This is a genomic window from Streptomyces sp. NPDC051310 (assembly GCF_044455245.1).
GTDB lineage: Bacteria > Actinomycetota > Actinomycetes > Streptomycetales > Streptomycetaceae > Streptomyces.
The window spans coordinates 87,098-109,446 of record NZ_JBITEO010000023.1 but is presented as its reverse complement, the minus strand read 5'-3'; the positions used below and the strand labels follow the sequence as shown (position 1 = coordinate 109,446).

20 protein-coding genes are annotated in these 22,349 nt (G+C 71.7%); all 20 read right to left on the bottom strand.

Features of this window, described 5'->3' with window-relative positions:
- Nucleotides 1-84: 84 nt before the first annotated feature.
- Nucleotides 85-900 carry a F0F1 ATP synthase subunit delta gene (locus ACIA79_RS27650; RefSeq protein ID WP_399431061.1) on the bottom strand — a complete coding sequence of 272 codons (816 nt, stop codon included), beginning with the start codon at nucleotides 898-900 and terminating at the stop codon, nucleotides 85-87.
- On the bottom strand, nucleotides 897-1,442 hold the full coding sequence (locus ACIA79_RS27645; protein ID WP_031073811.1) for a F0F1 ATP synthase subunit B: 546 nt from the start codon (nucleotides 1,440-1,442) through the stop codon (nucleotides 897-899). Before ACIA79_RS27645 ends, ACIA79_RS27650 begins: the two co-directional genes overlap by 4 nt.
- Before the next feature lie 41 nt (nucleotides 1,443-1,483).
- Nucleotides 1,484-1,723 (bottom strand): ATP synthase F0 subunit C, encoded by a 240-nt coding sequence (gene atpE, locus ACIA79_RS27640; RefSeq protein ID WP_031073813.1) that lies wholly within the window; start codon nucleotides 1,721-1,723, stop codon nucleotides 1,484-1,486.
- 85 nt (nucleotides 1,724-1,808) lie between these two features.
- Nucleotides 1,809-2,618, bottom strand: coding sequence for a F0F1 ATP synthase subunit A (gene atpB, locus ACIA79_RS27635; protein WP_031073814.1), 810 nt, complete (start codon nucleotides 2,616-2,618; stop codon nucleotides 1,809-1,811).
- Nucleotides 2,619-2,843: 225 nt separating this feature from the next.
- Nucleotides 2,844-3,257 carry a hypothetical protein gene (locus ACIA79_RS27630; protein ID WP_399431060.1) on the bottom strand — a complete coding sequence of 138 codons (414 nt, stop codon included), beginning with the start codon at nucleotides 3,255-3,257 and terminating at the stop codon, nucleotides 2,844-2,846.
- A gap of 263 nt (nucleotides 3,258-3,520) precedes the next feature.
- Nucleotides 3,521-4,849: an undecaprenyl/decaprenyl-phosphate alpha-N-acetylglucosaminyl 1-phosphate transferase gene (locus tag ACIA79_RS27625; protein WP_399431059.1), complete on the bottom strand. Its 1,329-nt coding sequence runs from the start codon at nucleotides 4,847-4,849 to the stop codon at nucleotides 3,521-3,523.
- 116 nt (nucleotides 4,850-4,965) lie between these two features.
- Nucleotides 4,966-6,237 carry a serine hydroxymethyltransferase gene (gene glyA / locus ACIA79_RS27620; RefSeq protein WP_399431058.1) on the bottom strand — a complete coding sequence of 424 codons (1,272 nt, stop codon included), beginning with the start codon at nucleotides 6,235-6,237 and terminating at the stop codon, nucleotides 4,966-4,968.
- 85 nt (nucleotides 6,238-6,322) lie between these two features.
- Nucleotides 6,323-6,964: a protein-tyrosine-phosphatase gene (locus tag ACIA79_RS27615; protein WP_399431057.1), complete on the bottom strand. Its 642-nt coding sequence runs from the start codon at nucleotides 6,962-6,964 to the stop codon at nucleotides 6,323-6,325.
- Nucleotides 6,961-7,608 (bottom strand): L-threonylcarbamoyladenylate synthase, encoded by a 648-nt coding sequence (locus ACIA79_RS27610; protein WP_399431056.1) that lies wholly within the window; start codon nucleotides 7,606-7,608, stop codon nucleotides 6,961-6,963. Before ACIA79_RS27610 ends, ACIA79_RS27615 begins: the two co-directional genes overlap by 4 nt.
- Before the next feature lie 29 nt (nucleotides 7,609-7,637).
- Entirely contained in the window at nucleotides 7,638-8,519 is an 882-nt protein-coding gene (gene prmC, locus ACIA79_RS27605) for a peptide chain release factor N(5)-glutamine methyltransferase (protein WP_399431055.1), read from the bottom strand.
- A gap of 27 nt (nucleotides 8,520-8,546) precedes the next feature.
- Nucleotides 8,547-9,623 (bottom strand): peptide chain release factor 1, encoded by a 1,077-nt coding sequence (gene prfA / locus ACIA79_RS27600; RefSeq protein WP_399431054.1) that lies wholly within the window; start codon nucleotides 9,621-9,623, stop codon nucleotides 8,547-8,549.
- Between the two features lie 107 nt (nucleotides 9,624-9,730).
- On the bottom strand, nucleotides 9,731-9,955 hold the full coding sequence (gene rpmE, locus ACIA79_RS27595) for a 50S ribosomal protein L31 (protein WP_031073822.1): 225 nt from the start codon (nucleotides 9,953-9,955) through the stop codon (nucleotides 9,731-9,733).
- Nucleotides 9,956-10,133: 178 nt separating this feature from the next.
- Nucleotides 10,134-11,228, bottom strand: a complete 1,095-nt coding sequence (locus ACIA79_RS27590; RefSeq protein ID WP_399431053.1) for an LCP family protein — start codon at nucleotides 11,226-11,228, stop codon at nucleotides 10,134-10,136.
- A 252-nt stretch (nucleotides 11,229-11,480) separates the two neighbouring features.
- Nucleotides 11,481-13,193, bottom strand: coding sequence for a trypsin-like serine protease (locus ACIA79_RS27585; protein WP_399431052.1), 1,713 nt, complete (start codon nucleotides 13,191-13,193; stop codon nucleotides 11,481-11,483).
- Nucleotides 13,194-13,352: 159 nt separating this feature from the next.
- Nucleotides 13,353-15,464 (bottom strand): transcription termination factor Rho, encoded by a 2,112-nt coding sequence (gene rho / locus ACIA79_RS27580; RefSeq protein WP_399431051.1) that lies wholly within the window; start codon nucleotides 15,462-15,464, stop codon nucleotides 13,353-13,355.
- Nucleotides 15,465-15,859: 395 nt separating this feature from the next.
- On the bottom strand, nucleotides 15,860-16,777 hold the full coding sequence (gene thrB, locus ACIA79_RS27575) for a homoserine kinase (protein WP_399431050.1): 918 nt from the start codon (nucleotides 16,775-16,777) through the stop codon (nucleotides 15,860-15,862).
- Between the two features lie 466 nt (nucleotides 16,778-17,243).
- Nucleotides 17,244-18,308: a threonine synthase gene (thrC, locus tag ACIA79_RS27570; RefSeq protein WP_399431049.1), complete on the bottom strand. Its 1,065-nt coding sequence runs from the start codon at nucleotides 18,306-18,308 to the stop codon at nucleotides 17,244-17,246.
- Between the two features lie 6 nt (nucleotides 18,309-18,314).
- Nucleotides 18,315-19,604, bottom strand: a complete 1,290-nt coding sequence (locus ACIA79_RS27565) for a homoserine dehydrogenase (RefSeq protein ID WP_399431087.1) — start codon at nucleotides 19,602-19,604, stop codon at nucleotides 18,315-18,317.
- A 98-nt stretch (nucleotides 19,605-19,702) separates the two neighbouring features.
- Nucleotides 19,703-21,094 (bottom strand): diaminopimelate decarboxylase, encoded by a 1,392-nt coding sequence (lysA, locus tag ACIA79_RS27560; protein WP_399431047.1) that lies wholly within the window; start codon nucleotides 21,092-21,094, stop codon nucleotides 19,703-19,705.
- A 7-nt stretch (nucleotides 21,095-21,101) separates the two neighbouring features.
- Nucleotides 21,102-22,139, bottom strand: a complete 1,038-nt coding sequence (nrtL, locus tag ACIA79_RS27555) for an ArgS-related anticodon-binding protein NrtL (RefSeq protein WP_399431046.1) — start codon at nucleotides 22,137-22,139, stop codon at nucleotides 21,102-21,104.
- Between the last annotated feature and the right edge of the window lie 210 nt (nucleotides 22,140-22,349).

Genomic DNA, 22,349 nt, shown 5'->3' with positions numbered 1-22,349 from the left:
ATCTGGGGGCTCCCCCCAGAACTTCTGCATCCTGTGCACGGCCCAACCGGGCCGTAGGTAACGCTTGTTGAGTTTGTGGCCTGGTCAGCCGGCCAGTCGCCGGGCCGCCTCGTCGAGGCGGTTCACGACGGTGCCGTTGATGACCTCGTCGCCGACCCGCACCGAGATCCCGCCGAGGACCGTGGGGTCCACGTCCAGGTTCAGGTGCATCTGCCGGCCGTACAGCTTCGCCAGCACGGCGCCGAGGCGCTGCTTCTGCTGGTCGCTGAGCGGCGCGGCCGAGGTGACGACCGCGACCATCCGGTCCCGGCGCCCCGCGGCGAGCTTGGACAGGGACTCGAGTCCCGCCTCCAGGCTACGTCCACGCGGCTGCGTCACAAGACGGACGACCAGCCGCTCCGTGGCCGGAACGGTCTTGCCGCCGAGCAGGCCGCGCAGCAGCTCGACCTTGGCGGACACGGTGGCCGCCCGGTCGGTCAGAGCCGCCCGCAGCTCGGTGCTGGACGCGACGATCCGGCCGAACCGGAACAGCTCGTCCTCCACGTCGTCCAGCGAGCCGGCCTTCTGCGCCGCCGTGAGGTCGGCGGTGTTCGCCAGCTCCTCCAGCGAGTCGACCAGGTCACGCGAGTACGACCAGCGGGAACGGACCATGCCGGAGACCAGGTCGACGGTCTCGCCGCCCACCTGACCGCTCAGCAGTCGCGTGGCCAGCTCGGCCTTGGCCTCGCCGGCCTGCGCCGGGTCGGTCAGGACCCGACGCAGCGACACCTCGCGGTCGAGCAGCGCGGTAACGGCGGCCAGCTCGCCGGCGAGCTTCGCCACGTCGACCGAGGTGTTGTCGGTCAGCGCGTCGAGACGCTCACGTGCGGCAGCCAGTGCCTCGCGGCTCGCTCCGTTCATCGGGCGGCCTCGGCCTTCTCCTCGAGCTCGTCGAGGAAGCGGTCGATGGTGCGGCTCTGGCGGGCGACGTCCTCGAGGGACTCGCCGACCAGCTTGCCGGCCAGGTCGGTGGCGAGCTTGCCCACGTCCTGGCGCAGCGCGGTCGCCGCGGCCTTGCGGTCGGCCTCGATCTGGGCGTGGCCGGCCGCGATGATCTCCTCGCGCTGGCGCTGGCCCTCCGCCTTCATCTCCTGGATGATCGCGGCGCCCTGCTCCTGCGCCTCCTGACGCAGCCGCGCGGCCTCGTGACGGGCCTCGGCGAGCTGAGCCTTGTACTGCTCCAGCACACTCTGGGCTTCGATCTGGGCCGACTCGGCCTTCTCGATGCCGCCCTCGATGGCCTCGCGACGCTCGTCCAGAACCTTGTTGATGTTCGGGAGGAGCTTCTTGGCCAGGAAGCCGAAGACGATGACGAAGGCGATCAGGCCGATGACGAGCTCGTCGAGATGCGGGATCAGAGGAGGCTGGGGCTCCTCCGCTGCCGCAAGGAACAGAGCGTTCACATCAGTGCCTTCCGTGAAAGGGGTTGGTCTGCCGGTCCGGATCAGGCGGACGGGTAGACGAAGCCCATGACGATGCCGATGAGGGCGAGCGCCTCACAGAAGGCGAAACCCATGATCTGGTTGGTACGGATCAGACCGGCCGCCTCGGGCTGGCGGGCGAGGGCCTGGGTGCCGTTACCGAAGATGATGCCGACGCCGACGCCGGGGCCGATGGCGGCGAGGCCGTAGCCGATGGAGGCGACGTTTCCGGTGACAGCGGCGAGGTTGTCGAGAGCGGACATGCCGGTTCTTCCTTCTCTTTCAAGGATCCGGTGGGGGTTGGCCACCGGACGTCTGGTGGTTTGGGGTGGGCCGGGGCCCGGGCCGTCAGTGGTGCTCGGCGAGCGCGCCCTGAACGTAGTTGCACGCCAGCAGGACGAACACGTACGCCTGGACGGCCTGGATGAAGAGCTCGAAGGCGGTCATCACGACGACCATGACGAACGACGTGGCCGCGTAGGCGATGCCGATGCCGTTCAGGAGGTACCAGCTCGCGAGCGAGAACATCACGATCAGCAGGTGGCCGGCGAACATGTTCGCGAACAGTCGCACCGCGTGCGTGAAGGGCCGGATGATCAGGTTCGAGAAGAACTCGAGGAAGACGATCAGCGGCAGGATCGCGCCGAGGGACTTGTCGTAACCCGTGATGTTCTTCCAGCCACCGACGAAGCCGTGCTTGCGGAAGGTGAGGCTGACCCACATCACGTAGACGATCAGGGCCAGACCGGCCGGGAAGGCGATCAGCGAGGTGACCGGGAACTGGGCGAGCGGAATGATCGACCAGAGGTTCATGACCCAGACGAAGAAGAACAGCGACACCATGAAGGGGACGTACTTCTCGCCGTCCTTCTTGCCGATGATCTCGTAGACGATGCCGCGGCGCACGAAGTCGTACCCGGCCTCGCCGACCATCTGGAGCTTGCCCGGGACGAGCTTCGGCTTCGCGAAGGCGGCCCAGAAGAACCCGACGATCAGGATCGAGCCCAGCAGGGCCAGCAGCATCGGCTTGGTCAGCTCGAAGCCGCCGATGGTGGCGATGGGCTCGTACATGAACGTGTGGAGGCCCGGCGCCGGGAAGCCGCATCCGGTGAAGATGTGACAGCTCGGGTCGAAGGCAAGCGTCTGGTCAGCACTCACCGCGGGCTCCTTCAGCGTGGCGCATAGGTACGGCAACCTCGTTGTGTCGGCGCGGCACGCAGCCGCGGTTCGGCACTGGACTGGTCTTACGGATAAGGGGGCGGCGGTTCGGCGTCGAGCCTCGCGCTGGGACAGGCGTCAGCTCGGATGCCCGCGCCCGCAGTGCCGCAGTTGGCACCGGACGATAGCAGCATCCCGAACACGCATTTATCCCGGCCCTACCTCTCACGTCGTGGATCCCGTCTTCTCGGGCTCGACGTAGAGGACCTTGGCCTTCATGTACGCACGCGCCTGCGCCGCGACCCAGACGACGGTCGTCGCCAGCAGCGTGAGACTGAAGGCCTTGAAGTCGAACAGCGTGGTGCCCTTGAGCAACGTCAGGAAGATGAAGAGCACGAGCAGCTGGGCCGTGTAGAGCATCAGACCCATGGCCTGGAACAGCTGCGGCAGCGACTTCGCCGTCCGCTGGAGCACCACCAGCCCGATGCCCATGAAGACGACGACCACGAGGGTGCCGACGACGGCGCCGACGGCTCCCTTGCCACCGGCGACCACGCCGCTGACGACGGTCGCGACGGCGCCGGCGGCAGAGGCGGGTACGGCGGTGTGCAGGAGGGTGCGGGCGTCGTTGGACGGCATGGCGGCATCTCCGCTTGCTGGTGGGGGCAGTGGTGTCGTCATGGACGAGCGTAAGCCCGGTCCGAGGTGTGGTCTCGGGGCCGAGGGACCGTCGCACTGCGGCCCTTCGGCGCTGTCGCCGGGTACTCGTGAACGGTATCACAAACTATTTGAATAGGTCTTTACCCAGAGGTGTGCTGACTCTCACACATGAGAGTGACCCTGCGCGTGTGTGCGCGACAGCGGGGCCCTATGTCTGGTAATGGACCCGTCTGCGGTTTTCGTCAACCGCGCGTTCCGGCCTTCCGCCGCTCGTGGAGGGCGGAACGGGCGCCCAGGGCGGTCGCCCCGTTGACACCCGCCGGCACCTGCACGCGCTCCGGCTCCCCCTCGGCCCCCTCGCCGTCCGGCGCCGGGGACGGCCGGCCGGCCGCGGGCGCCGCCTTCCGGCGACGGTAGCGCGGCGGGACGAACGACTCGGCCCAGCGCGGGGCCCGCGGCGTGAAGCGCGGCAGCAGCAGGAGCACCAGACCGATCGCGCTCAGCACGACGATCACCAGCACGCTCCACATCGACGCCGAGTGCACCGAGTACGCCAGCGTCCCGAAGGCGATGAGCGCCGACCAGAAGTACATGATCAGCACCGCGCGGCTGTGCGAGTGCCCGATCTCCAGCAGCCGGTGGTGCAGGTGGCCGCGGTCCGCGGCGAACGGCGACTGCCCGTTCCAGGTGCGGCGCACGATCGCCAGGACCAGGTCCGCCACCGGGATCGCGATGATGGTCAGCGGCAGCAGCAGCGGGATGAAGACCGGCAGCGCGGCGTGCGTGGCCTGGCGGGTCGAACCCTCGAAGATCTTCAGCGCGTCGGGGTCCACCTGGCCGGTGATCGAGATGGCGGAGGCAGCGAGGATCAGGCCGATCAGCATCGACCCGGAGTCGCCCATGAAGATCCGGGCGGGGTGCATGTTGTGCGGCAGGAAGCCCAGGCACATGCCCATCAGGATCGCCGCGAAGAGCGTCGCGGGCGCCGCGGCCTCGATGCCGTAGCTGAACCAGATGCGGTACGCGTACAGGAAGAACGCCGCCGAGGCGATGCACACCATGCCGGACGCCAGCCCGTCGAGGCCGTCGACGAAGTTCACCGCGTTGATGGTGATGACGACCAGCGCGACGGTCAGCAGCGTGCCCTGCCACTGGGTGAGCGCGACCGTGCCGACACCCGGGATGGGCAGCCACAGGATCGTCAGACCCTGCATCACCATCACGCCCGCGGCGATCATCTGGCCGCCGAGCTTGATCAGCGCGTCGATCTCGAACTTGTCGTCCAGGACGCCGATCAGCCAGATCAGCGCGGCACCGGACAGCAGCGCACGCGGTTCGTTCGACAGCTCGAAGACGCTGTTGAGGTTCTGCAGGTGATCCGCGACCAGCAGGCCCGCGCACAGCCCGAAGAACATGGCGATGCCGCCGAGCCGCGGCGTCGGCTCCCGGTGCACGTCCCGGGCGCGGATCTCCGGCATCGCGCCGGCCGCGATGGCGAACTTCCGCACCGGACCGGTCAGCAGATAGGTCACCGCGGCCGTGACACAGAGCGTCAGCAGGTAATCACGCACGGGCTGCCCCACAGGAATCGCTGGCCATCTCAGCCCCACACCCTAGTCCCGGTGGACCTGTGCTGAAGGACACCAGGGGGGCCGTCGCGGTTCCACGGCCGCGCCGCCCGGCCCCGCTACCCCCGATACGGGGGAAAGTTCCCGGCCAGTTCACGCACGCCGGTACGGATCGCGCCGGCCGCCCCGGCGTCGGTGCGCAGCGCCTCCGTGAACAGCCCGGCGATGCGCTCCATCTCCGGGCCGCCCATGCCCTGGGTGGTCACCGCGGCCGTGCCGAGCCGGATGCCGCGCCCGTCGCCGTACGGCAGGGCGCAGGTGTCCAGCACGATGCCGCAGGCCGCCAGACGGGCCTTGGCGAGGCGTCCGTCGACACCCAGCGGCGCCGGGTCGGCGGTGATCAGGTGGGTGTCCGTGCCCCCGGTGGTGATCAGGAACCCCTCGCCGGCCAGCGCGACCGCGAGCGCCCGCGCGTTCGCCACCACACGGCGGGTGTATTCCGCGAACCCCGGGCCGGCCGCCTCGCCGAACGCCACCGCCTTCGCCGCGATCGTGTGCATCTGCGCGCCGCCCTGCGTGAACGGGAACACCGCGCGGTCGATGCGCTCCGCGAGCTCCGCGCCGCACAGCACCATGCCGCCGCGGGGCCCGCGCAGCACCTTGTGCGTGGTCGCGCACACGACGTCGGCGTACGGCACCGGGCTCGGGGCCGTACCGCCCGCGACGAGCCCGATGGGGTGCGCGGCGTCCGCGATCAGGCACGCCCCGACCTCGTCGGCGATCTCGCGGAAGGCGGCGTAGTCGAGGTGCCGGGGGTACGAGATCGAGCCACAGACGATCGCCTTGGGCCGGTGCTCGTGGGCGAGGACCCGGACCTGCTCGTAGTCGATCAGCCCGGTCTCGGCGTCCACGCCGTACGGGACGAAGTCGAACCAGCGCCCGGAGAAGTTGGCGGGCGACCCGTGCGTCAGGTGCCCGCCGTGCTGCAGGCCCAGGGCCAGCACGGTGTCCCCCGGGCGCAGCAGCGCCGCGTACGCCGCGAGGACGGCCGACGAGCCGGAGTGCGGCTGTACGTTCGCGTGCTCGGCGCCGAAGAGCGCGGCCGCCCGCTCGACGGCGATCCGCTCGGCGGTGTCGGCGTACTCGCACCCGCCGTGGTAGCGGTTGCCGGGGTAGCCCTCGGCGTACTTGTTCGCGAGCGGCGAGCCCAGCGCGGCGAGCACGGCGGGCGAGACGAAGTTCTCGGCGGCGTTCAGCTGCAGGCCGTCGGCCTGCCGCTGCGTCTCGCCGGTCAGGACGTCGGCGATCTCGGGGTCCTGCCGGCGCAGCGCGTCGACGTCCGGACCGTACGCGGCGGGATGCGCGCCGGTGGCAGCAGCGGTGACCGACATCAGTGGCTCCTGGCGTGGACGGGCCCCGTCAGATCCAATGTAGGCCCCCGCGCCCCCGCGCGCCCCGTGGTCCCGCCCGCTCCGGTCACCGCCGCGTGGGCACGCCCGTCATGGCCGTCACCACGGGGTCCAGCGCCTGCTGGATCTCCTCGCCGATCGAGCGGAAGAACGTGATCGGCGCCCCGTACGGATCGTTCACCTCGTCGGCCTCCGCGCTCGGTGCCAGCAGCCAGCCGCGCAGGGCCGCCGCCGCGCGGACCAGGGCGCGGGCGCGCTCGACCACGCCGTCCGACATGGGGTCCGGCAGCGTCGCCGGGTCTATGGCCCGGACGAGGCGGGTGAACTCCTTCAGGGTGAAGGTGCGCAGCCCCGCGCTGTGGCCCATCGAGATGACCTGCGCCCGGTGGTCGCGGGTCGCCGTCAGGACGAGGTCCGCGCGGATCACGTGCTCGTCGAGCAGCTCGCGCCCCGTGAAGCCGCTCGGGTCCGCGCCGAAGTCGGCGAGGACCAGCTCGGCGTTGGCCTCCATGGGGGCGCCCTCGTGGCCCCAGGTGCCCGCGCTCTCCACGATCAGGCCGCCGCCCAGGGGGTCGCCCAGGCGGTCGCTGAGGGCGTGGCGGGTCAGCCGCTCGGTGATCGGCGAGCGGCAGACGTTGCCGGTGCTGACGTGGAGGATGCGGAAGGTGTTCTCCGTGCCGCCTATGCCACGCCCCTCAGGGGCGGTCAATTGGCCACCTCGAGATCGGGTACCACCTTGCGCAGCTCGTCCGCGGACAGCGCGCCCGCGCGCAGCAGGACCGGCACCTTGCCGGTGACGTCGACGATCGAGGACGGGACGTTGCCCGGGGTGGGCCCGCCGTCCAGGTACACCGACACCGAGTCGCCGAGCATGCCCTGCGCGGCGTCGCAGTCCTCGGGCGAGGGGTGGCCGGTCAGGTTCGCCGACGACACGGCCATCGGGCCGACGTCGGTGAGCAGCTCGATGGCGACCGGGTGCAGCGGCATCCGGATCGCGACGGTGCCGCGGGTGTCGCCCAGGTCCCACTGGAGGGACGGCTGGTGCTTGGTGACGAGCGTCAGCGCGCCGGGCCAGAAGGCGTCGACGAGCTCCCACGCCTGCTCGGAGAAGTCGGTGACCAGGCCGTGCAGGGTGTTCGGCGACCCGATGAGGACCGGGGTGGGCATGTTGCGCCCGCGCCCCTTGGCCTCCAGCAGGTCGGCGACGGCCTCCGCGCTGAAGGCGTCCGCGCCGATCCCGTACACGGTGTCGGTGGGCAGCACGACGAGCTCGCCGCGCCGAACGGCGGACGCGGCCTCGCGCAGGCCGGTCGTGCGGTCGGTCGCGTCGTTGCAGTCGTATCGCCGAGCCATTTAGCAGGCCTCCTCGTACACGTGCTTCGTCATGGCGTCGCCTTGCGTGCGGTCGCGAAGCGCGGGCGGTTGTTCAGGTCCGGGTGGTCGGCGGCGTCGGTCCAGCCGGCCTCCTCGTTGAAGATCCACGGGACCTGGCCGCCCTGCGTGTCGGCGTGCTCGACGACGACGAGGCCGCCGGGGCGCAGCAGGCGGTGGGCGGTGCGTTCGATGCCGCGGATCGTGTCGAGGCCGTCCTCGCCGGAGAAGAGCGCCATCTCCGGGTCGTGGTCGCGGGCCTCGGGCGCGACGTACTCCCACTCGGTGAGCGGGATGTAGGGCGGGTTGGAGATGACCAGGTCGACCTGGCCGTCGAGCTCCGGCAGGGCGGTCAGGGCGTCGCCGTGGTGGACGGTGACCCTGGACCCCTCGGCGTTCTTGCGCGCCCACACCAGGGCCTGCTCGGACAGCTCCACGGCGTGCACGCGCGAGCGCGGCACCTCCTGGGCCATGGCGAGCGCGATGGCGCCGGAGCCGGTGCACAGGTCCACGATGAGCGGCTCGACGACGTCCATCGCCCGCACCGCGTCTATGGCCCAGCCGACCACCGACTCGGTCTCCGGGCGGGGGACGAAGACACCCGGCCCCACCTGGAGCTCCAGGTAGCGGAAGAACGCGCGCCCGGTGATGTGCTGCAGCGGCTCGCGGGCCTCGCGGCGTGCCACCGCCTCCCAGTAGCGGGCGTCGAAGTCGGCGTCCTTGACGGTGTGCAGCTCTCCCCGCTTGACGCCGTGCACGAACGCGGCGAGCTCCTCCGCGTCGAAGCGCGGTGAGGGAACGCCGGCGTCGGCCAGCCGCTGGGTGGCCTGGGCCACCTCGGCAAGCAGCACGCTGCGGGGGGCTGGGGGTCGCCCCCCAAAATGTTGCTGCACGCTGGTCCTCCGTACAGGGATATGGCTTTACGCGGCGGCGAGCTTGGCCGCCGAGTCGGCGTCCACGCAGGCCTGGATCAGGGCGTCCAGGTCGCCGTCGAGCACCTGGTCCAAGTTGTACGCCTTGAAGCCCACCCGGTGGTCCGAGATCCGGTTTTCCGGGAAGTTGTACGTACGGATCTTCTCCGACCGGTCCACGGTGCGCACCTGGCTGCGGCGCGCGTCCGCGGCGTTCTTCTCGGCCTCCTCCTGCGCGGCGGCGAGGAGCCTGGACCGCAGGATACGCAGGGCCTGCTCCTTGTTCTGGAGCTGGCTCTTCTCGTTCTGGCAGGAGGCGACGACGCCGGTCGGCAGGTGGGTGATGCGGACGGCGGAGTCGGTGGTGTTCACGGACTGGCCGCCGGGGCCGGAGGACCGGTAGACGTCGATGCGCAGGTCGTTGGGGTTGATCTCGACGTCGATCTCCTCGGCCTCCGGGGTCACCAGGACACCGGCGGCGGAGGTGTGGATGCGGCCCTGGGACTCGGTCGCGGGCACGCGCTGCACGCGGTGCACGCCGCCCTCGTACTTCAGCCGGGCCCACACACCCTGGCCGGGCTCGGTGGCGCCCTGGCCGCCCTTGGTCTTCACGGCGACCTGGACGTCCTTGTAGCCGCCCAGCTCGGACTCGGTGGCATCGATGATCTCGGTCTTCCAGCCGACGCGCTCGGCGTACCGCAGGTACATGCGCAGCAGGTCGCCGGCGAACAGGGCGGACTCGTCGCCGCCCGCGCCCGCCTTGATCTCCAGGATGACGTCCTTGTCGTCGCTGGGGTCGCGCGGGACGAGCAGCAGGCGGAGCTTGTCCGTGAGCTCCTCGCGCTGCTTCTCCAGCTCCTTGACCTCGGCGGCGAAGTCGGGGTCGTCGGCGGCCAGCTCACGGGCCGTCTCGATGTCGTCGCCGGTCTGCTTCCAGCTGCGGTACGTGGCGACGATCGGGGTCAGCTCGGCGTAGCGCTTGTTGAGCTTGCGCGCGTTGGCCTGGTCGGAGTGGACCGAAGGGTCGGCGAGCTTCTTCTCGAGATCGGCGTGCTCGCCGATCAGTTCCTCGACCGCCTCGAACATCGGGGGCTCCTGGTTTCGTACGCGGGTGGTGGCTGCTGCGGGAGACGGCAAAGCGCCGGTCCCGGCCACCCCACACCGGGGCGGCCGGAGACCGGCGCAGTGGCTCGCTACTTCTTGGCGGAGCCGGCAGCCTTGCCGAAGCGGGCCTCGAAGCGGGCCACACGGCCACCGGTGTCGAGGATCTTCTGCTTGCCCGTGTAGAACGGGTGGCACTCGGAGCAGACCTCGGCACGGATGGTGCCGTTCGGGATCGTGCTGCGGGTGGTGAACGACGCGCCGCAGGTGCAGCTCACCTGGGTCTCGACGTACTCGGGGTGGATGTCGCGCTTCAAGGTGTCTCCTAGTTTCGGGAGGGCGCCGGGTCGCCCGGGCGGGATGCCCGTGCGTGAACCGGGGCCGACGTACCAGTCTGCCAGGACCGGCCGCATCTCCCAAAACCGGGGGTGGGCCCGATCTATTCCGGCTGGGCCGGCGGCCTTCCCGGGAGCGCGCCGCGGCCCGGCCCGGGGGCTACTTCACCACGTCCTGGGCCCGGCCCGTGGCGGTGTCCTTCGTCGCGGAGGCGGGGATCGGCCGGTCCTGCCGCAGGGCGGTCCACACCTGCCGGGACTTGGCCTCCAGCGGGATCACGCGGTTGAGGTCGGCCGGGTCGTACTGCACGGGCAGCGTGACCATGTGGACGTCGTCGGCGCCGAGCCGCTGCAGGCCGCGGGCGAAGTCGGCGAGCTCCTTGACGGAGTCGAGCTGGGAGTCGGGGGTGATCGCCTTGGTGGCGCTGTCGGCGAGGCCCCAGAGCTTCTGGGGGCTGCTGAAGACGCCGACGCTCTTCACCTGGTCGATGAAGGCCTTCATGAAGGCCTGCTGGAGCTGGATCCGGCCCAGGTCGCTGCCGTCGCCGACGCCCTTGCGGGTGCGTACGAGGCCCAGGGCCTGCTCGCCGCCGAGGGTGTGGGTGCCCGCCGCCAGGTCGAGATGGCTGCTGTCGTCCTTGATCGCCTCGGTGGTGGTGACCTCGACGCCGCCGAGCTCGTCGATGAGCCTCTTGAAGCCGGTGAAGTCGACCTCGATGTAGTGGTCCATGCGGATGCCGGACATCGCCTCGACGGTCTTGACCGCGCAGGCGGGGCCGCCGACCTCGTACGCCGTGTTGAACATGGCCCTGCGCTGCCCGGGGACGGTGCGGCCGGTCTTGTCGGCGCAGTCGGGGCGCTCGATGAGCGTGTCGCGGGGGACGGAGACCACGCTGGCCTTCCGGTGGCCCTCGTAGACGTGCAGGATCATCGCGGTGTCGGAGCGGGCGACGCCCTCGTCGCGGCCGTACTCGGCGTTGGCGCCGGCGCGGGTGTCGGAGCCGAGGACGAGGACGTCCAGGGAGCCGTTGTCGACGTTCTCGGGGCGGTCGTCGTCCCGGAGCTGGGCGTTGATGTCGACGCTCTCGATGTTGCCGTTGAGCTTGACGTACGCGTAACCGAGCCCGGAGCCGCCGACGACCACCAGTCCGGCCGCCGACCAGGCGGCGATCGTGAGTGCTCTGCGCCCCTTGGCGGGCGGCTTGCGACGGCGTCCGGTGGCACGTATTCGGCTGCTGCTGTCCTGCTGGGCCATGGTCTCCTCAGTCCTCGTCGTCGCACTCGCCCCTGCCGCGTCAGACGGGCGAGCGGCCCACAGGGTTGCACAGGGACGGGAGAAGTCCCCGGGAAGACGAAAGTGCCCACCGCGCGGTGCGCGGTGGGCACGGACGGCGGTGGAGGGGCGCTGTGTCCCCTCCCCCACCTGCGTCTTCGCCGGCCCGGCCCGGACGGGGCCCGGGGCGGTCACGGGGCCGCGCCCCGGGGGCGCGGCTGTGACCAGGATCTCTCAGCCGAAGAGGTTGAAGCCGCCGAAGCCGGTGCCGGCCTGGATCGGCGCCCGCAGCATCCCGGTACCGGACTGGCCGGTGCCGCGGTGCAGTTGGAGGGTGCCGTCCGACTTGCGCGTCACCAGGTCGGCGATGCCGTCGCCGGAGACGTCGCCGAGCGAGGCGATGGCGTTGTACGACGACCAGCCCTCGGCGACCCGGACCGGGGTGCCGAACGGCGCGGAGGCGCTGCCGGTGCCCGGGATCAGGTAGAGCGCGCCGGAGGACGACTCACGGGCGACCAGGTCGGTGCGGCCGTCGTTGGTGAAGTCGCCGTGGCCGCGGACCGCGTTGAAGCGGCTGTAGCCGGAGCCGACGACCTTCACGGTGCCGACGGTGCCGTTGCCGTTGCCGGGCAGCACGACCGGGACACCGGAGCCGGAGACGCCGACCACGTCGGGCTTGCGGTCACCGGTGACGTCGCCCGGCGCGAGGATCGCGCGGTAGGAGCCGTACCCGGTGGCGATGCGCACCGCGCTGTAGGTGGTGCTGCTGAGCGTGCGGCGGATCCAGTACAGCTCGCCGTTGGAGGTCTTGCGGGCCACGAAGTCCTGCAGACCGTCCTGGTTCAGGTCGGTCTGGACGACCAGGTTGTAGCCGGTGTACGAGCCGGAGACCGCGTACTTGCCGGCGAAGCCGACGCCGTTGGAGTTGAAGCTGTAGTCCACGCCCGCGGACGTGCGCGCGAACAGGTCGGCGCGGCCGTCACGGCTCAGGTCGGTGTCGTCGACCCGGCCCTGGGCCAGGCCCTTGTACGTCGAGACCTTGGTGAAGGCCTCGTAGTAGCCCTGCATGTTGCAGTGCTCGAAGTCACTGCCGACGCCCCACGAGACGATGCCGACGACCTTGCCCCGGACGATCAGCGGACCGCCGGAGTCGCCCGGGCAGGTGGTCTTGCCGGTGGCGTCGCTGCCGGTGCCCTGCTGGCCGACGCACATCATGGTGCCGTTGCTGGTGTAGCCGAACTCGCCGAGGTTCTCCTGGCAGACGCTGTCGGCGTTGAGCGGCAGCGTGACCTGCTGGAGGGTGCTCGCCAGCTCGTTGCCGGTGCCGGAGGTCAGGCCCCAGCCGAGCGCGATGCCCTGCGTGCCGGGAGCGTACGAGGCCGCGTCCTCGGGACCGGCCATCGGCAGCGTCGCGTACGGCAGCGGCTTGGACAGCGTCATGACGGCGATGTCGTTCTGGGAGCCGGCGTCCGGGTTCCAGCCCGGGTGGATCCAGACCCGGCTGACGTTGGCGGTGGTGCCCTCGCCGTTGGGGCCGCCGCCGAGCTTCGCCGTACCGCCGAGGATCAGGCCCTTGGCGGGGTAGTTGTACGTCTCCGCCGAGGACGGGCGGATGCAGTGGGCGGCCGTGAGCACCTTGTTGGGGGCCACGAGCGTGCCGCCGCAGTTGAAGTACATGTCGCCGTCGCCGTAGACGTCGTACAGCAGCTGCACCATGTAGGGCGCCTTGCTGAACGTGGTGTCCGTGCCGCCGATGATCCGCTGCTGGGCCGACGGCTCGGAGACCACCGTGTAACCCTTGGGCACGGGGTACTTGGTGGTGGGGGCGTCCTCGGACGCCTGGGCCGTCATCGCGAAAGCGCCGGCCCCGAGGGCGACGGCGGCCACCGCGGCGGCTATCAGTTTGCGGACCCGGTGGACGGGTCTGCCATGGCGCGAAGCGCGCACGCGTGTCTCCAGTCGGGAAGAGGCTGCGAGGAAGTGGGGGGACCGCGTGGGGAACGGCTGCCTGATCGTACAAGCTGCCCGATCCTACAAACACAAGGCCCGCCCCGTCACTTGCGTAACGGGGCGGGCCTTGTGCGGTGCGCTGGACGACCGGTTAGGTCAGTCGTTGCCGTTTCCGGCCGACGGGGTCGTCTTCTGGATCTGCAGCAGGAACTCGGCGTTCGACTTCGTCTGCTTCATCTTGTCCAGCAGCAGCTCGATCGCCTGCTGCTGGTCGAGCGCGTGCAGCACCCGGCGCAGCTTCCAGACGATGGCGAGCTCCTCGCTGCCGAGCAGGATCTCCTCCTTGCGCGTACCGGACGCGTCGACGTCGACGGCCGGGAAGATGCGCTTGTCGGCGAGCTTCCGGTCGAGCTTGAGCTCCATGTTGCCGGTGCCCTTGAACTCCTCGAAGATCACCTCGTCCATGCGCGAGCCGGTGTCGACCAGCGCGGTGGCCAGGATGGTCAGCGAGCCGCCGTCCTCGATGTTGCGCGCGGCACCGAAGAAGCGCTTCGGCGGGTACAGCGCGGTCGAGTCGACACCACCGGACAGGATGCGGCCGGAGGCGGGGGCCGCGAGGTTGTACGCACGGCCCAGGCGGGTGATGGAGTCCAGCAGGACGACCACGTCGTGACCCAGCTCGACGAGGCGCTTGGCGCGCTCGATGGCCAGCTCGGCGACGGTGGTGTGGTCCTCGGCGGGGCGGTCGAAGGTCGAGGAGATGACCTCACCCTTCACCGACCGCTGCATGTCGGTGACCTCTTCCGGACGCTCGTCGACGAGGACGACCATCAGGTGGCACTCGGGGTTGTTCGTGGTGATCGCGTTGGCGACCGCCTGCATGATCATGGTCTTGCCGGTCTTCGGCGGGGCCACGATCAGGCCTCGCTGGCCCTTGCCGATCGGCGACACGAGGTCGATGATCCGCGTGGTCAGCACGCCCGGGTCCGTCTCCAGACGCAGGCGGTCCTGCGGGTAGAGCGGGGTCAGCTTGTTGAACTCGGGGCGGCCCCGGCCGGAATCGGCGGCCATGCCGTTGGCCGAGTCCAGGCGGACCAGCGCGTTGAACTTCTCGCGGCGCTCGCCCTCCTTGGGCTGGCGCACGGCACCGGTGACGTGGTCACCCTTGCGCAGGCCGTTCTTGCGGACCTGGGCGAGGGAGACGTACACGTCGTTCGGGCCGGGCAGGTAGCCGGAGGTCCGGATGAACGCGTAGTTGTCGAGGATGTCCAGGATGCCCGCGACGGGGATCAGGACGTCGTCCTCGGAGACCTGCGGCTCGGTCGCGAAGTCCTCGCGGCCGCGACGGCCCCGGCGGTCGCGGTAGCGGCCGCGACGGCCCCGGCGGCCGCCGTCCTCGTCGAAGTCGTCCTGCGGGCCGCCCTGGGCCTGGGGGCCGGCCTGGCGCTGCTGGCGCTGGCCGCCGCCCTGCTGGTCGTCGCCCTTGCCGCGGTCGCGGCGGTCACGCTGACGGTCACGGCCGCGGTCGCCGCGCTCCCCGCGCTCCCCGCGCTCCCCGCGCTCCCCGCGGTCGCGGCGGTCACGACGACCGCCCTCGGCGGTCTCGACGGCGCCCTCGGCCTTGGTGTCGGGCTGCGCCTCGGTCCGGGTGTCGGCCTTCGCCTCGGTCCGGGTGTCGGTGCGGGCCTCGGTGCGGACGTCCGTACGGGTGTCGCCCTCGGGGCTGCCGGCCGGCGCGGTGGCACGGCGGCGGCGGCGCTCGCCCGCGGACTGGTCGTCCCCGGCGCCGTTCTGCTCCGGCGAAGCCGCCTGCTTGGGGGACGGCTGGCCGGGGATCTCGATCTGCTGCTGGGCGACCGGCTGGCCCGCCTTGACGGTCCTGGGAGCCGCGTCGGCCTTGCCGGCCTTCTCCTCCGCCTTCTCGGCGGGCTTGGCGGCGTCGTCACCCGTACGGGCCTTGGAGGTGGCGCGGCGCTTCGGCTTGGTCTCGGCGGCCCCGGACGCGGCGGTGCCCGCCTGCGCGGAGGCGCCTCCGGCGGCCTGCGTCTCCTTGATGACCTCGATCAGCTGGCTCTTGCGCATCCGCGCGGTGCCCCTGATGCCGAGGCCGGACGCGACCTGCTGCAGCTCGGCCAGGACCATGCCCTCGAGGCCGGTGCCGGAGCGGCGGCGCCGTGAGGTGGTGCCAGTGGCAGCACCTGCGGCGGGCGCGGGGGTGTCGACGCTGCTGTCGGCAGTCACGCCCATCAGATCGGTGGTGTCGCTCACGAAGGGTCCTTCCCTGGAGCGGACGTCGGCCTTCTGGCTCGGCGACCGGTTGTGCTGTCCGACTGCGGTCCTTGATCTGTGTGCGGACCGGGTCGGGGCGGTGGTCCCGCCGGGGTACGGCGGAAGGGAAATACGTGCTTGGGTCCGGCCCGAGGCCCCCTGCTCGGCCCGCTCCTGGGAAAAGCGAGGGGTGTCGCGCCGGTTCCGGAGCGTGCTCGAAACTGCTCAGGCAGGCTGCTCAGGCAGTGGAGGAGGCTCCCGGAAGAATGGTGGTCCCGGAGGGGGACACTCAGCACCGCGCCACAAAGACGTCGGGTGCAGACTTGAGGTTAACACTACCGGCTCCAACAAACATTCCCCCTCTCCAACACCGGCAATCCGTGTACCGCGGAGTTCTACGGAGCGAGCGGCAGGACGCTCGCCCCGGAGACGTCGAGGGTGAGCCGGTTGGCCGCCCAGCCCTCGCCCGCGAGTCGCGCGACCTTCTCCGCCGCGCCGTCCTCGGCCAGCGCGAGCACCGTGGGGCCCGCACCGGAGATGACCGCGGGGACGCCGTCCGCGCGCAGTCGGTTCACAAGCGCGATGCTCTCGGGCATCGCGGGGGCCCGGTACTCCTGGTGGAGCCGGTCCTCGGTGGCGGAGAGCAGCAGCTCGGGCCGCCGGGTCAGGGCCTCGACCAGGAGCGCTGCCCGGCCGGCGTTGGCCGCGGCGTCCACATGGGGGACGGTGCGCGGCAGCAGGCCGCGGGCGGTTTCGGTGAGCACCGGCTTCCCGGGGACGAAAACCACCGGAACGATGGAACGCGAGGGCTCCATCCTGATCGCCCGGGCCGAGCCCCCCTCCGTCCAGGCGAGGGTGAAGCCGCCGAGCAGGCAGGCCGCGACGTTGTCGGGGTGGCCCTCGATCTCGGTGGCGAGCTCCAGCAGGGCCGCGTCGTCGAGCTTGGTGTCGCCGCCTATGGTCACCGCGCGCGCGGCGACGATGCCGGCGCAGATGGCCGCCGAGGAGGAGCCGAGGCCGCGCCCGTGCGGGATGCGGTTGGCACAGACGACCTCCAGGCCGCGCGGCTGCCCGCCGAGCAGGTCGAAGGCCGTGCGCAGGGAGCGGACGAGCAGATGGCTCTCGTCGCGAGGGAGCGTCTCGGCGCCCTCGCCGGCGATGTCGATGTGCAGCCCGGAGTCGGCGACCCGGACGACGACGTCGTCGTACAGCCCCAACGACAGGCCGAAGGCGTCGAAGCCCGGGCCGAGGTTGGCGCTGGTGGCGGGAACGCGCACCCGGACGGCGGCGGCGCGGAACGCGGGACCGGCCATCGCTCGATGACTCTCCTTGACTCTGACGACGGGGGTTGTACGAGGTGTACACAAGACCCAGGGGCCGCATCGGCATCAACGGCAACAGCACCGCGGCATATGCGGGGCATCTGCGGCGGGGGGTTCAGTACAGCCTATCGAAGGAAGGTTCTGTGGCGACATAGGGCGCACAGGAGGCGCACGATGCGTGTCGCGAGCCTGCCCGTGCTCCTCCGCCGGAGGCCGGGCGGCTCGCGGCTCGCGCCCGGCACGGTGCCGTGCCGGTACGCCGCTTTCGCGCCGGGCCCCGCCGGGGAGCACCACGCCGGGACCTGCGGGCCGGCGGTGCCGGGACGCCGTTTCCGGCGGATCCGCGCCGGACCGGCGAGCGGTGTGCCGCGGGCCGCCGCCGGCGGCCGGGACGGGGTGTCCGGCCGCCGGCGTCCGGCTCACCGGCCACGGGCGCCCGAGGGCGCCCGTGGCCGGTTCACACCAGTCCGAGCCGCTCCGCGGCCGCGGCCGCGTCGACGGGCACGGTGACGGGCTGCGGCGCTCCGGCGACCGCCCAGTCGGGGTCCTTCAGGCCGTTGCCGGTGACCGTGCAGACGATGGTCTGGCCCGGGTCGACCTTGCCCTGCTCGGCGGCCTTCAGCAGACCGGCCACCGACGCGGCGGACGCCGGCTCGACGAAGACGCCTTCCTGCGAGGCCAACAGCCGGTAGGCGCGCAGGATCTCACGGTCCGTCACCTCGTCGATGAACCCGCCGGACTCGTCGCGCGCGGCGAGCGCGTACTGCCAGGAGGCCGGGTTGCCGATGCGGATCGCGGTGGCGATGGTCGACGGGTCCTTGACGACCTCGCCGCGGACGATCGGCGCGGAGCCGGACGCCTGGAAGCCCCACATGCGCGGCCTGCGGCCGGCGATGCCGTCCCGCGCGTACTCGGTGTAGCCCTTCCAGTACGCGGTGATGTTGCCGGCGTTGCCGACGGGCAGCACGTGGATGTCGGGGGCGTCGCCCAGCATGTCCACGATCTCGAACGCCGCGGTCTTCTGACCCTCGATGCGGACCGGGTTGACCGAATTGACCAGCGCCACCGGGTAGTTGTCGGACAGGCGCCGGGCCAGGGTCAGGCAGTCGTCGAAGTTGCCGTCGACCTGGAGGATCTTGGCGCCGTGCACCAGCGCCTGGCCCATCTTGCCCAGCGCGATCTTGCCCTGCGGCACCAGGACGGCGGAGACCATCCCGGCGCGGACGGCGTACGCGGCGGCCGAGGCGGAGGTGTTGCCGGTGGAGGCGCAGATGACGGCCTGCGCGCCCTCCTCCTTCGCCCGGGTGATGGCCATGGTCATGCCCCGGTCCTTGAAGGACCCGGTGGGGTTGGCGCCCTCGACCTTGAGGTGTACCTCGCAGCCGGTGCGCTCGGAGAGGACCTGGGCCGGGACGAGCGGCGTACCGCCCTCGCGCAGCGTGACGACCGGCGTCGTGTCCGTGACCGGAAGGCGGTCCCGGTACTCCTCGATGATGCCGCGCCACTGGTGGGTCCTGGTCATGGGTCCTTACTCCCCTTCAACACGCATGATGCTGGCGACACCGCGCACGGTGTCGAGCTTGCGCAGCGCCTCGACGGTCCCGGAGAGGGCGGCGTCGGGCGCGCGGTGGGTGACGACGACGAGGGAGGCCTCGCCGTCCTTGCCCTGCTGGCGCACCGTATCGATGGATACGCCGTGCTCGGCGAAGACCGTCGCCACCTGGGCGAGCACGCCCGGCTTGTCGGCCACGTCGAGGCTGATGTGGTACCGCGTCACCACGTCGCCCATGGGGCTCACGGGCAGCTGGGTGTACGCGGACTCGCCGGGCCCCGTCGCGTCGTTGAGGCGGTTGCGGCAGACGGCGACCAGGTCGCCGAGGACGGCGGACGCGGTCGGCGAACCGCCGGCACCGGGTCCGTAGAACATCAGCTGCCCGGCCGCCTCGGCCTCGACGAAGACGGCGTTGTACGCGCCGCGGACGGAGGCGAGCGGGTGGCTGAGCGGGATCATCGCGGGGTGCACGCGCGCGGTGACGGACCCGCCGTCGGCGGCGCGCTCGCAGATGGCGAGCAGCTTGATGGTGCAGCCCATGCGCTTGGCGGAGGCGAAGTCCGCGGCGGTGACCTCGGTCATGCCCTCGCGGTACACGTCGTCCAGGCGCACGCGCGTGTGGAAGGCGATCCCGGCGAGGATGGCGGCCTTGGCGGCGGCGTCGAAACCCTCGACGTCGGCGGTCGGGTCGGCCTCGGCGTACCCGAGGGCGGTGGCCTCGTCCAGCGCCTCGGAGTACCCGGCGCCGGAGGTGTCCATCTTGTCGAGGATGAAGTTGGTGGTGCCGTTGACGATGCCGAGCACCCGGTTCACCTTGTCGCCGGCGAGGGACTCGCGCAGCGGCCGGATCAGCGGGATGGCGCCGGCGACGGCCGCCTCGTAGTACAGGTCGCGGCCGTGCTCCTCGGCGGCGGCGTAGAGGCTCCGGCCGTCCTGGGCGAGCAGCGCCTTGTTGGCCGAGACGACGGACGCGCCGTGCTCGAAGGCGGTGGTGATGAGGGTGCGGGCGGGCTCGACGCCCCCGATGACCTCGACGACGACGTCGATGTCGCCCCGTTTGACCAGGGCCATGGCGTCGGTGGTGATCAGCTCGGGCGCGATGCCCTCGCGCACCTTGGAGGGCCGGCGGACGGCGACCCCGGCGAGCTCGACCGGGGCGCCGATGCGCGCGGCGAGGTCGTCGGCGTGCGTCGTCATGATGCGCGCCACCTCTGAGCCGACCACTCCACAGCCCAGCAGCGCCACCTTCAGCGGACGCGTACGCATCATCCGACCTCGTTTCCTCTACAGCTTGAGTGCGATCCAGTCTCACTCACCGGACGGGAGTTTCTACCTCCCGTCCGGATTATGAGACATCTATTTCATCAGCCGACATCGAGACGCAGGAGATCCTCCTCCGTCTCACGCCGGACGATCACCCGCGCCGCGCCGTCCGCGACGGCGACGACGGGCGGGCGAAGTGCGTGGTTGTAGTTGCTGGCCATGGAACGGCAGTACGCGCCGGTGGCCGGTACGGCGATCAGGTCGCCCGGGGCGAGGTCGGCGGGGAGGAACGCGTCCTTCACGACGATGTCGCCACTCTCACAGTGCTTGCCGACGACGCGGGACAGCATCGGCTCCGCGTCGGAGGTGCGCGAGACCAGGGTGACGGTGTACTCGGCGTCGTACAGCGCGGTGCGGATGTTGTCCGACATGCCGCCGTCGACGCTCACGTACGTCCGCAGCCCGTCGAGCGGCTTGATGGTGCCGACCTCGTACAGCGTGAAGGCGGTCGGCCCGACGATGGCGCGCCCGGGCTCGACGGAGATGCGGGGCGTCCGCAGCCCCGCCGCCTCGCACTCGCGCGTGACGATGTCGCGCAGCGCCTTGGCGATCTCGTGCGGCTCGCGGGGGTCGTCGGCGGCGGTGTACGCGATGCCGAGGCCGCCGCCGAGGTCGATCTCGGGGAGTTCGACGCCGTGCTCGTCGCGGATCTGCTTGAGCAGGCCGATCACGCGGTGGGCGGCCACCTCGAACCCGGAGGTGTCGAAGATCTGCGAGCCGATGTGCGAGTGGATGCCGATGAGTTCGAGCCCGTCGAGCTTCAGGGCGCGGCGGACCGCCTCGGCGGCCTGCCCGCCGGCGAGCGCGATGCCGAACTTCTGGTCCTCGTGGGCGGTGGCGATGAACTCGTGGGTGTGCGCCTCCACACCGACGGTCACGCGGATCTGGACCTTCTGGCGCGTGCCGAGGGACTGCGCGATGTGCGCGACGCGGACGATCTCCTGGAACGAGTCCAGCACGATCCGCCCGACGCCGGCGCGTACGGCCTTCTCGATCTCGTCCGTCGACTTGTTGTTCCCGTGGAACGCGATGCGCTCGGCGGGCATGCCGGCGTCGAGGGCGGTGGTCAGCTCCCCGCCCGAGCACACGTCGAGGTTCAGGCCCTCCTCGTGCAGCCACCGGACGACGGCGCGCGACAGGAACGCCTTCCCGGCGTAGAAGACGTCGGCGTCCTCGCCGAAGGCGTCGGCCCAGGCGCGGCAGCGGGCGCGGAAGTCGGTCTCGTCGAGGAAGTAGGCGGGGGTGCCGAACTCCTCGGCGAGCGCGGTGACGGGGATCCCGCCGAGGGTGACCACGCCGTCCTCGGCGCGGCTGACGGTGCGGGCCCAGACCTTCTCGTCGAGCCGGTTGAGGTCAGCGGGCGGGGCGGAGTAGTGGCCCTCGGGCAGGACATCGGCGTGACGGGGCCCGGCGGGGTGTGCGGAACGGCTCATGTCTCTCTCACAAGTGGTCAGGGGCGCTGATGCCGAGCAGGTCCAGGCCGCCGGCCAGCACCGTCCCGGCGGCTTCGGCGAGGGCGAGCCGGGAGCGGTGGGCGGCCGAGGGTTTCTCGTCGCCGAGGGGCAGCACGGTGTGCTGGAACCCCAGGAGCGCGTCGGCGGTGGCCTCCAGGTGCCGGGCGACCCGGTCGGGGGCGCGGTGGCGTGCGGCTGCTTCCAGGACGGCGGGGTGGTCGCCGAGAGCCGTGAGGAGGGGACCCGCGTCGACGTCCTCGTCGTACGCGGGGGTGATACCGAACTGTGCGGCGTTACGGAGCAGGGCGCGGGCGCGGGCGTGCGCGTACCGGACGGTGAAGAGGGGGTTGGCCTCGCTCTGCACGAGCAGCCCCTCGGGGTCCAGGGCCCGGTCGTGCGCGGCGGGGCGCAGCAGCGCCCAGCGGGCGGCGTCGCGGCCGAGGGCGTGGACGTCGTGGGTGACGGGGAGGGTCCGGACCGCTTCGGGGAGCGGCACGGGCGGGGTGCCCTCGGCGTCGACGCGTACGCCGAGCGCGGCCCAGGCGGGGTCGGCGGCGTCGCAGCTGACGCGGACGCGTGCGCCCTGGGCGGCCTGGAGGCGGGCCACCGCCTGGGTGACGACGGCGGCGCGGACCTCGCGCCGGTGGTGGTACTGCAGGACCTGCCCGGCGAGCGCGTCGCCGTGGCCGTACCGGCGTCCCTGGGCGAGCACGGCGGCGACCAGGGCGCGGGAGGTGCCGGCCCGCAGGGTGAAGTTCAGGAAGCCGGGCCCGGTGATCTCGACGGCCGCGATGCCGGGGGCGCCGGCGAGGCGGTCCCGCAGGATCTCGGCGACGCGGCGGGCGGGCAGCGCGGCGGGCCCGGCGAGCTGGAGCGCGGCGCTGGTGGCGTAGTCCCCGCGCCCCCCGGCCCGCGGCCGCTCGACCTTGACCCGCTCGGGCACGCCGACCCCCGGCAGCGCACCCTCACCGACCGCGCGGCGCACGGCGTGCAGCACGGTGAGCGAGAGATCTGCGGGGGTCACGGGACAAGCGTAGGGGAGGGAGGCGGTGGGTCGGCGACTGGTTTCGCGATGCGGGCGCGCGCCGGGCGGGGCGAGGGGCCGCGCGGGGCGTGGGGCGTGGGGGTGGGCGCGCGGGACGCGGGTGCGGGCGCCGCGGTGGGCGGGGGGCGCGGGGCGCGGCGGCTTGGGCGGGGCGGCTTGGGCGGGGCGCGGTGGGCGCGCGGGACGCGG

Excerpts from the sequence above, each read along its gene's own strand:
- atpE (WP_031073813.1), bottom strand. The coding sequence starts at position 1,723 with ATGTCCGCTCTCGACAACCTCGCCGCTGTCACCGGAAACGTCGCCTCC.
- ACIA79_RS27650 (WP_399431061.1), bottom strand. The coding sequence starts at position 900 with ATGAACGGAGCGAGCCGCGAGGCACTGGCTGCCGCACGTGAGCGTCTC.
- thrC (WP_399431049.1), bottom strand. The coding sequence starts at position 18,308 with ATGACCAGGACCCACCAGTGGCGCGGCATCATCGAGGAGTACCGGGAC.
- lysA (WP_399431047.1), bottom strand. The coding sequence starts at position 21,094 with ATGAGCCGTTCCGCACACCCCGCCGGGCCCCGTCACGCCGATGTCCTG.
- thrB (WP_399431050.1), bottom strand. The coding sequence starts at position 16,777 with ATGGCCGGTCCCGCGTTCCGCGCCGCCGCCGTCCGGGTGCGCGTTCCC.
- ACIA79_RS27610 (WP_399431056.1), bottom strand. The coding sequence starts at position 7,608 with ATGGCTCGGCGATACGACTGCAACGACGCGACCGACCGCACGACCGGC.
- ACIA79_RS27590 (WP_399431053.1), bottom strand. The coding sequence starts at position 11,228 with ATGGCCCAGCAGGACAGCAGCAGCCGAATACGTGCCACCGGACGCCGT.
- ACIA79_RS27565 (WP_399431087.1), bottom strand. The coding sequence starts at position 19,604 with ATGCGTACGCGTCCGCTGAAGGTGGCGCTGCTGGGCTGTGGAGTGGTC.
- ACIA79_RS27630 (WP_399431060.1), bottom strand. The coding sequence starts at position 3,257 with ATGCCGTCCAACGACGCCCGCACCCTCCTGCACACCGCCGTACCCGCC.
- prfA (WP_399431054.1), bottom strand. The coding sequence starts at position 9,623 with ATGTTCGAGGCGGTCGAGGAACTGATCGGCGAGCACGCCGATCTCGAG.
- glyA (WP_399431058.1), bottom strand. The coding sequence starts at position 6,237 with ATGTCGGTCACCGCTGCTGCCACCGGCGCGCATCCCGCCGCGTACGGT.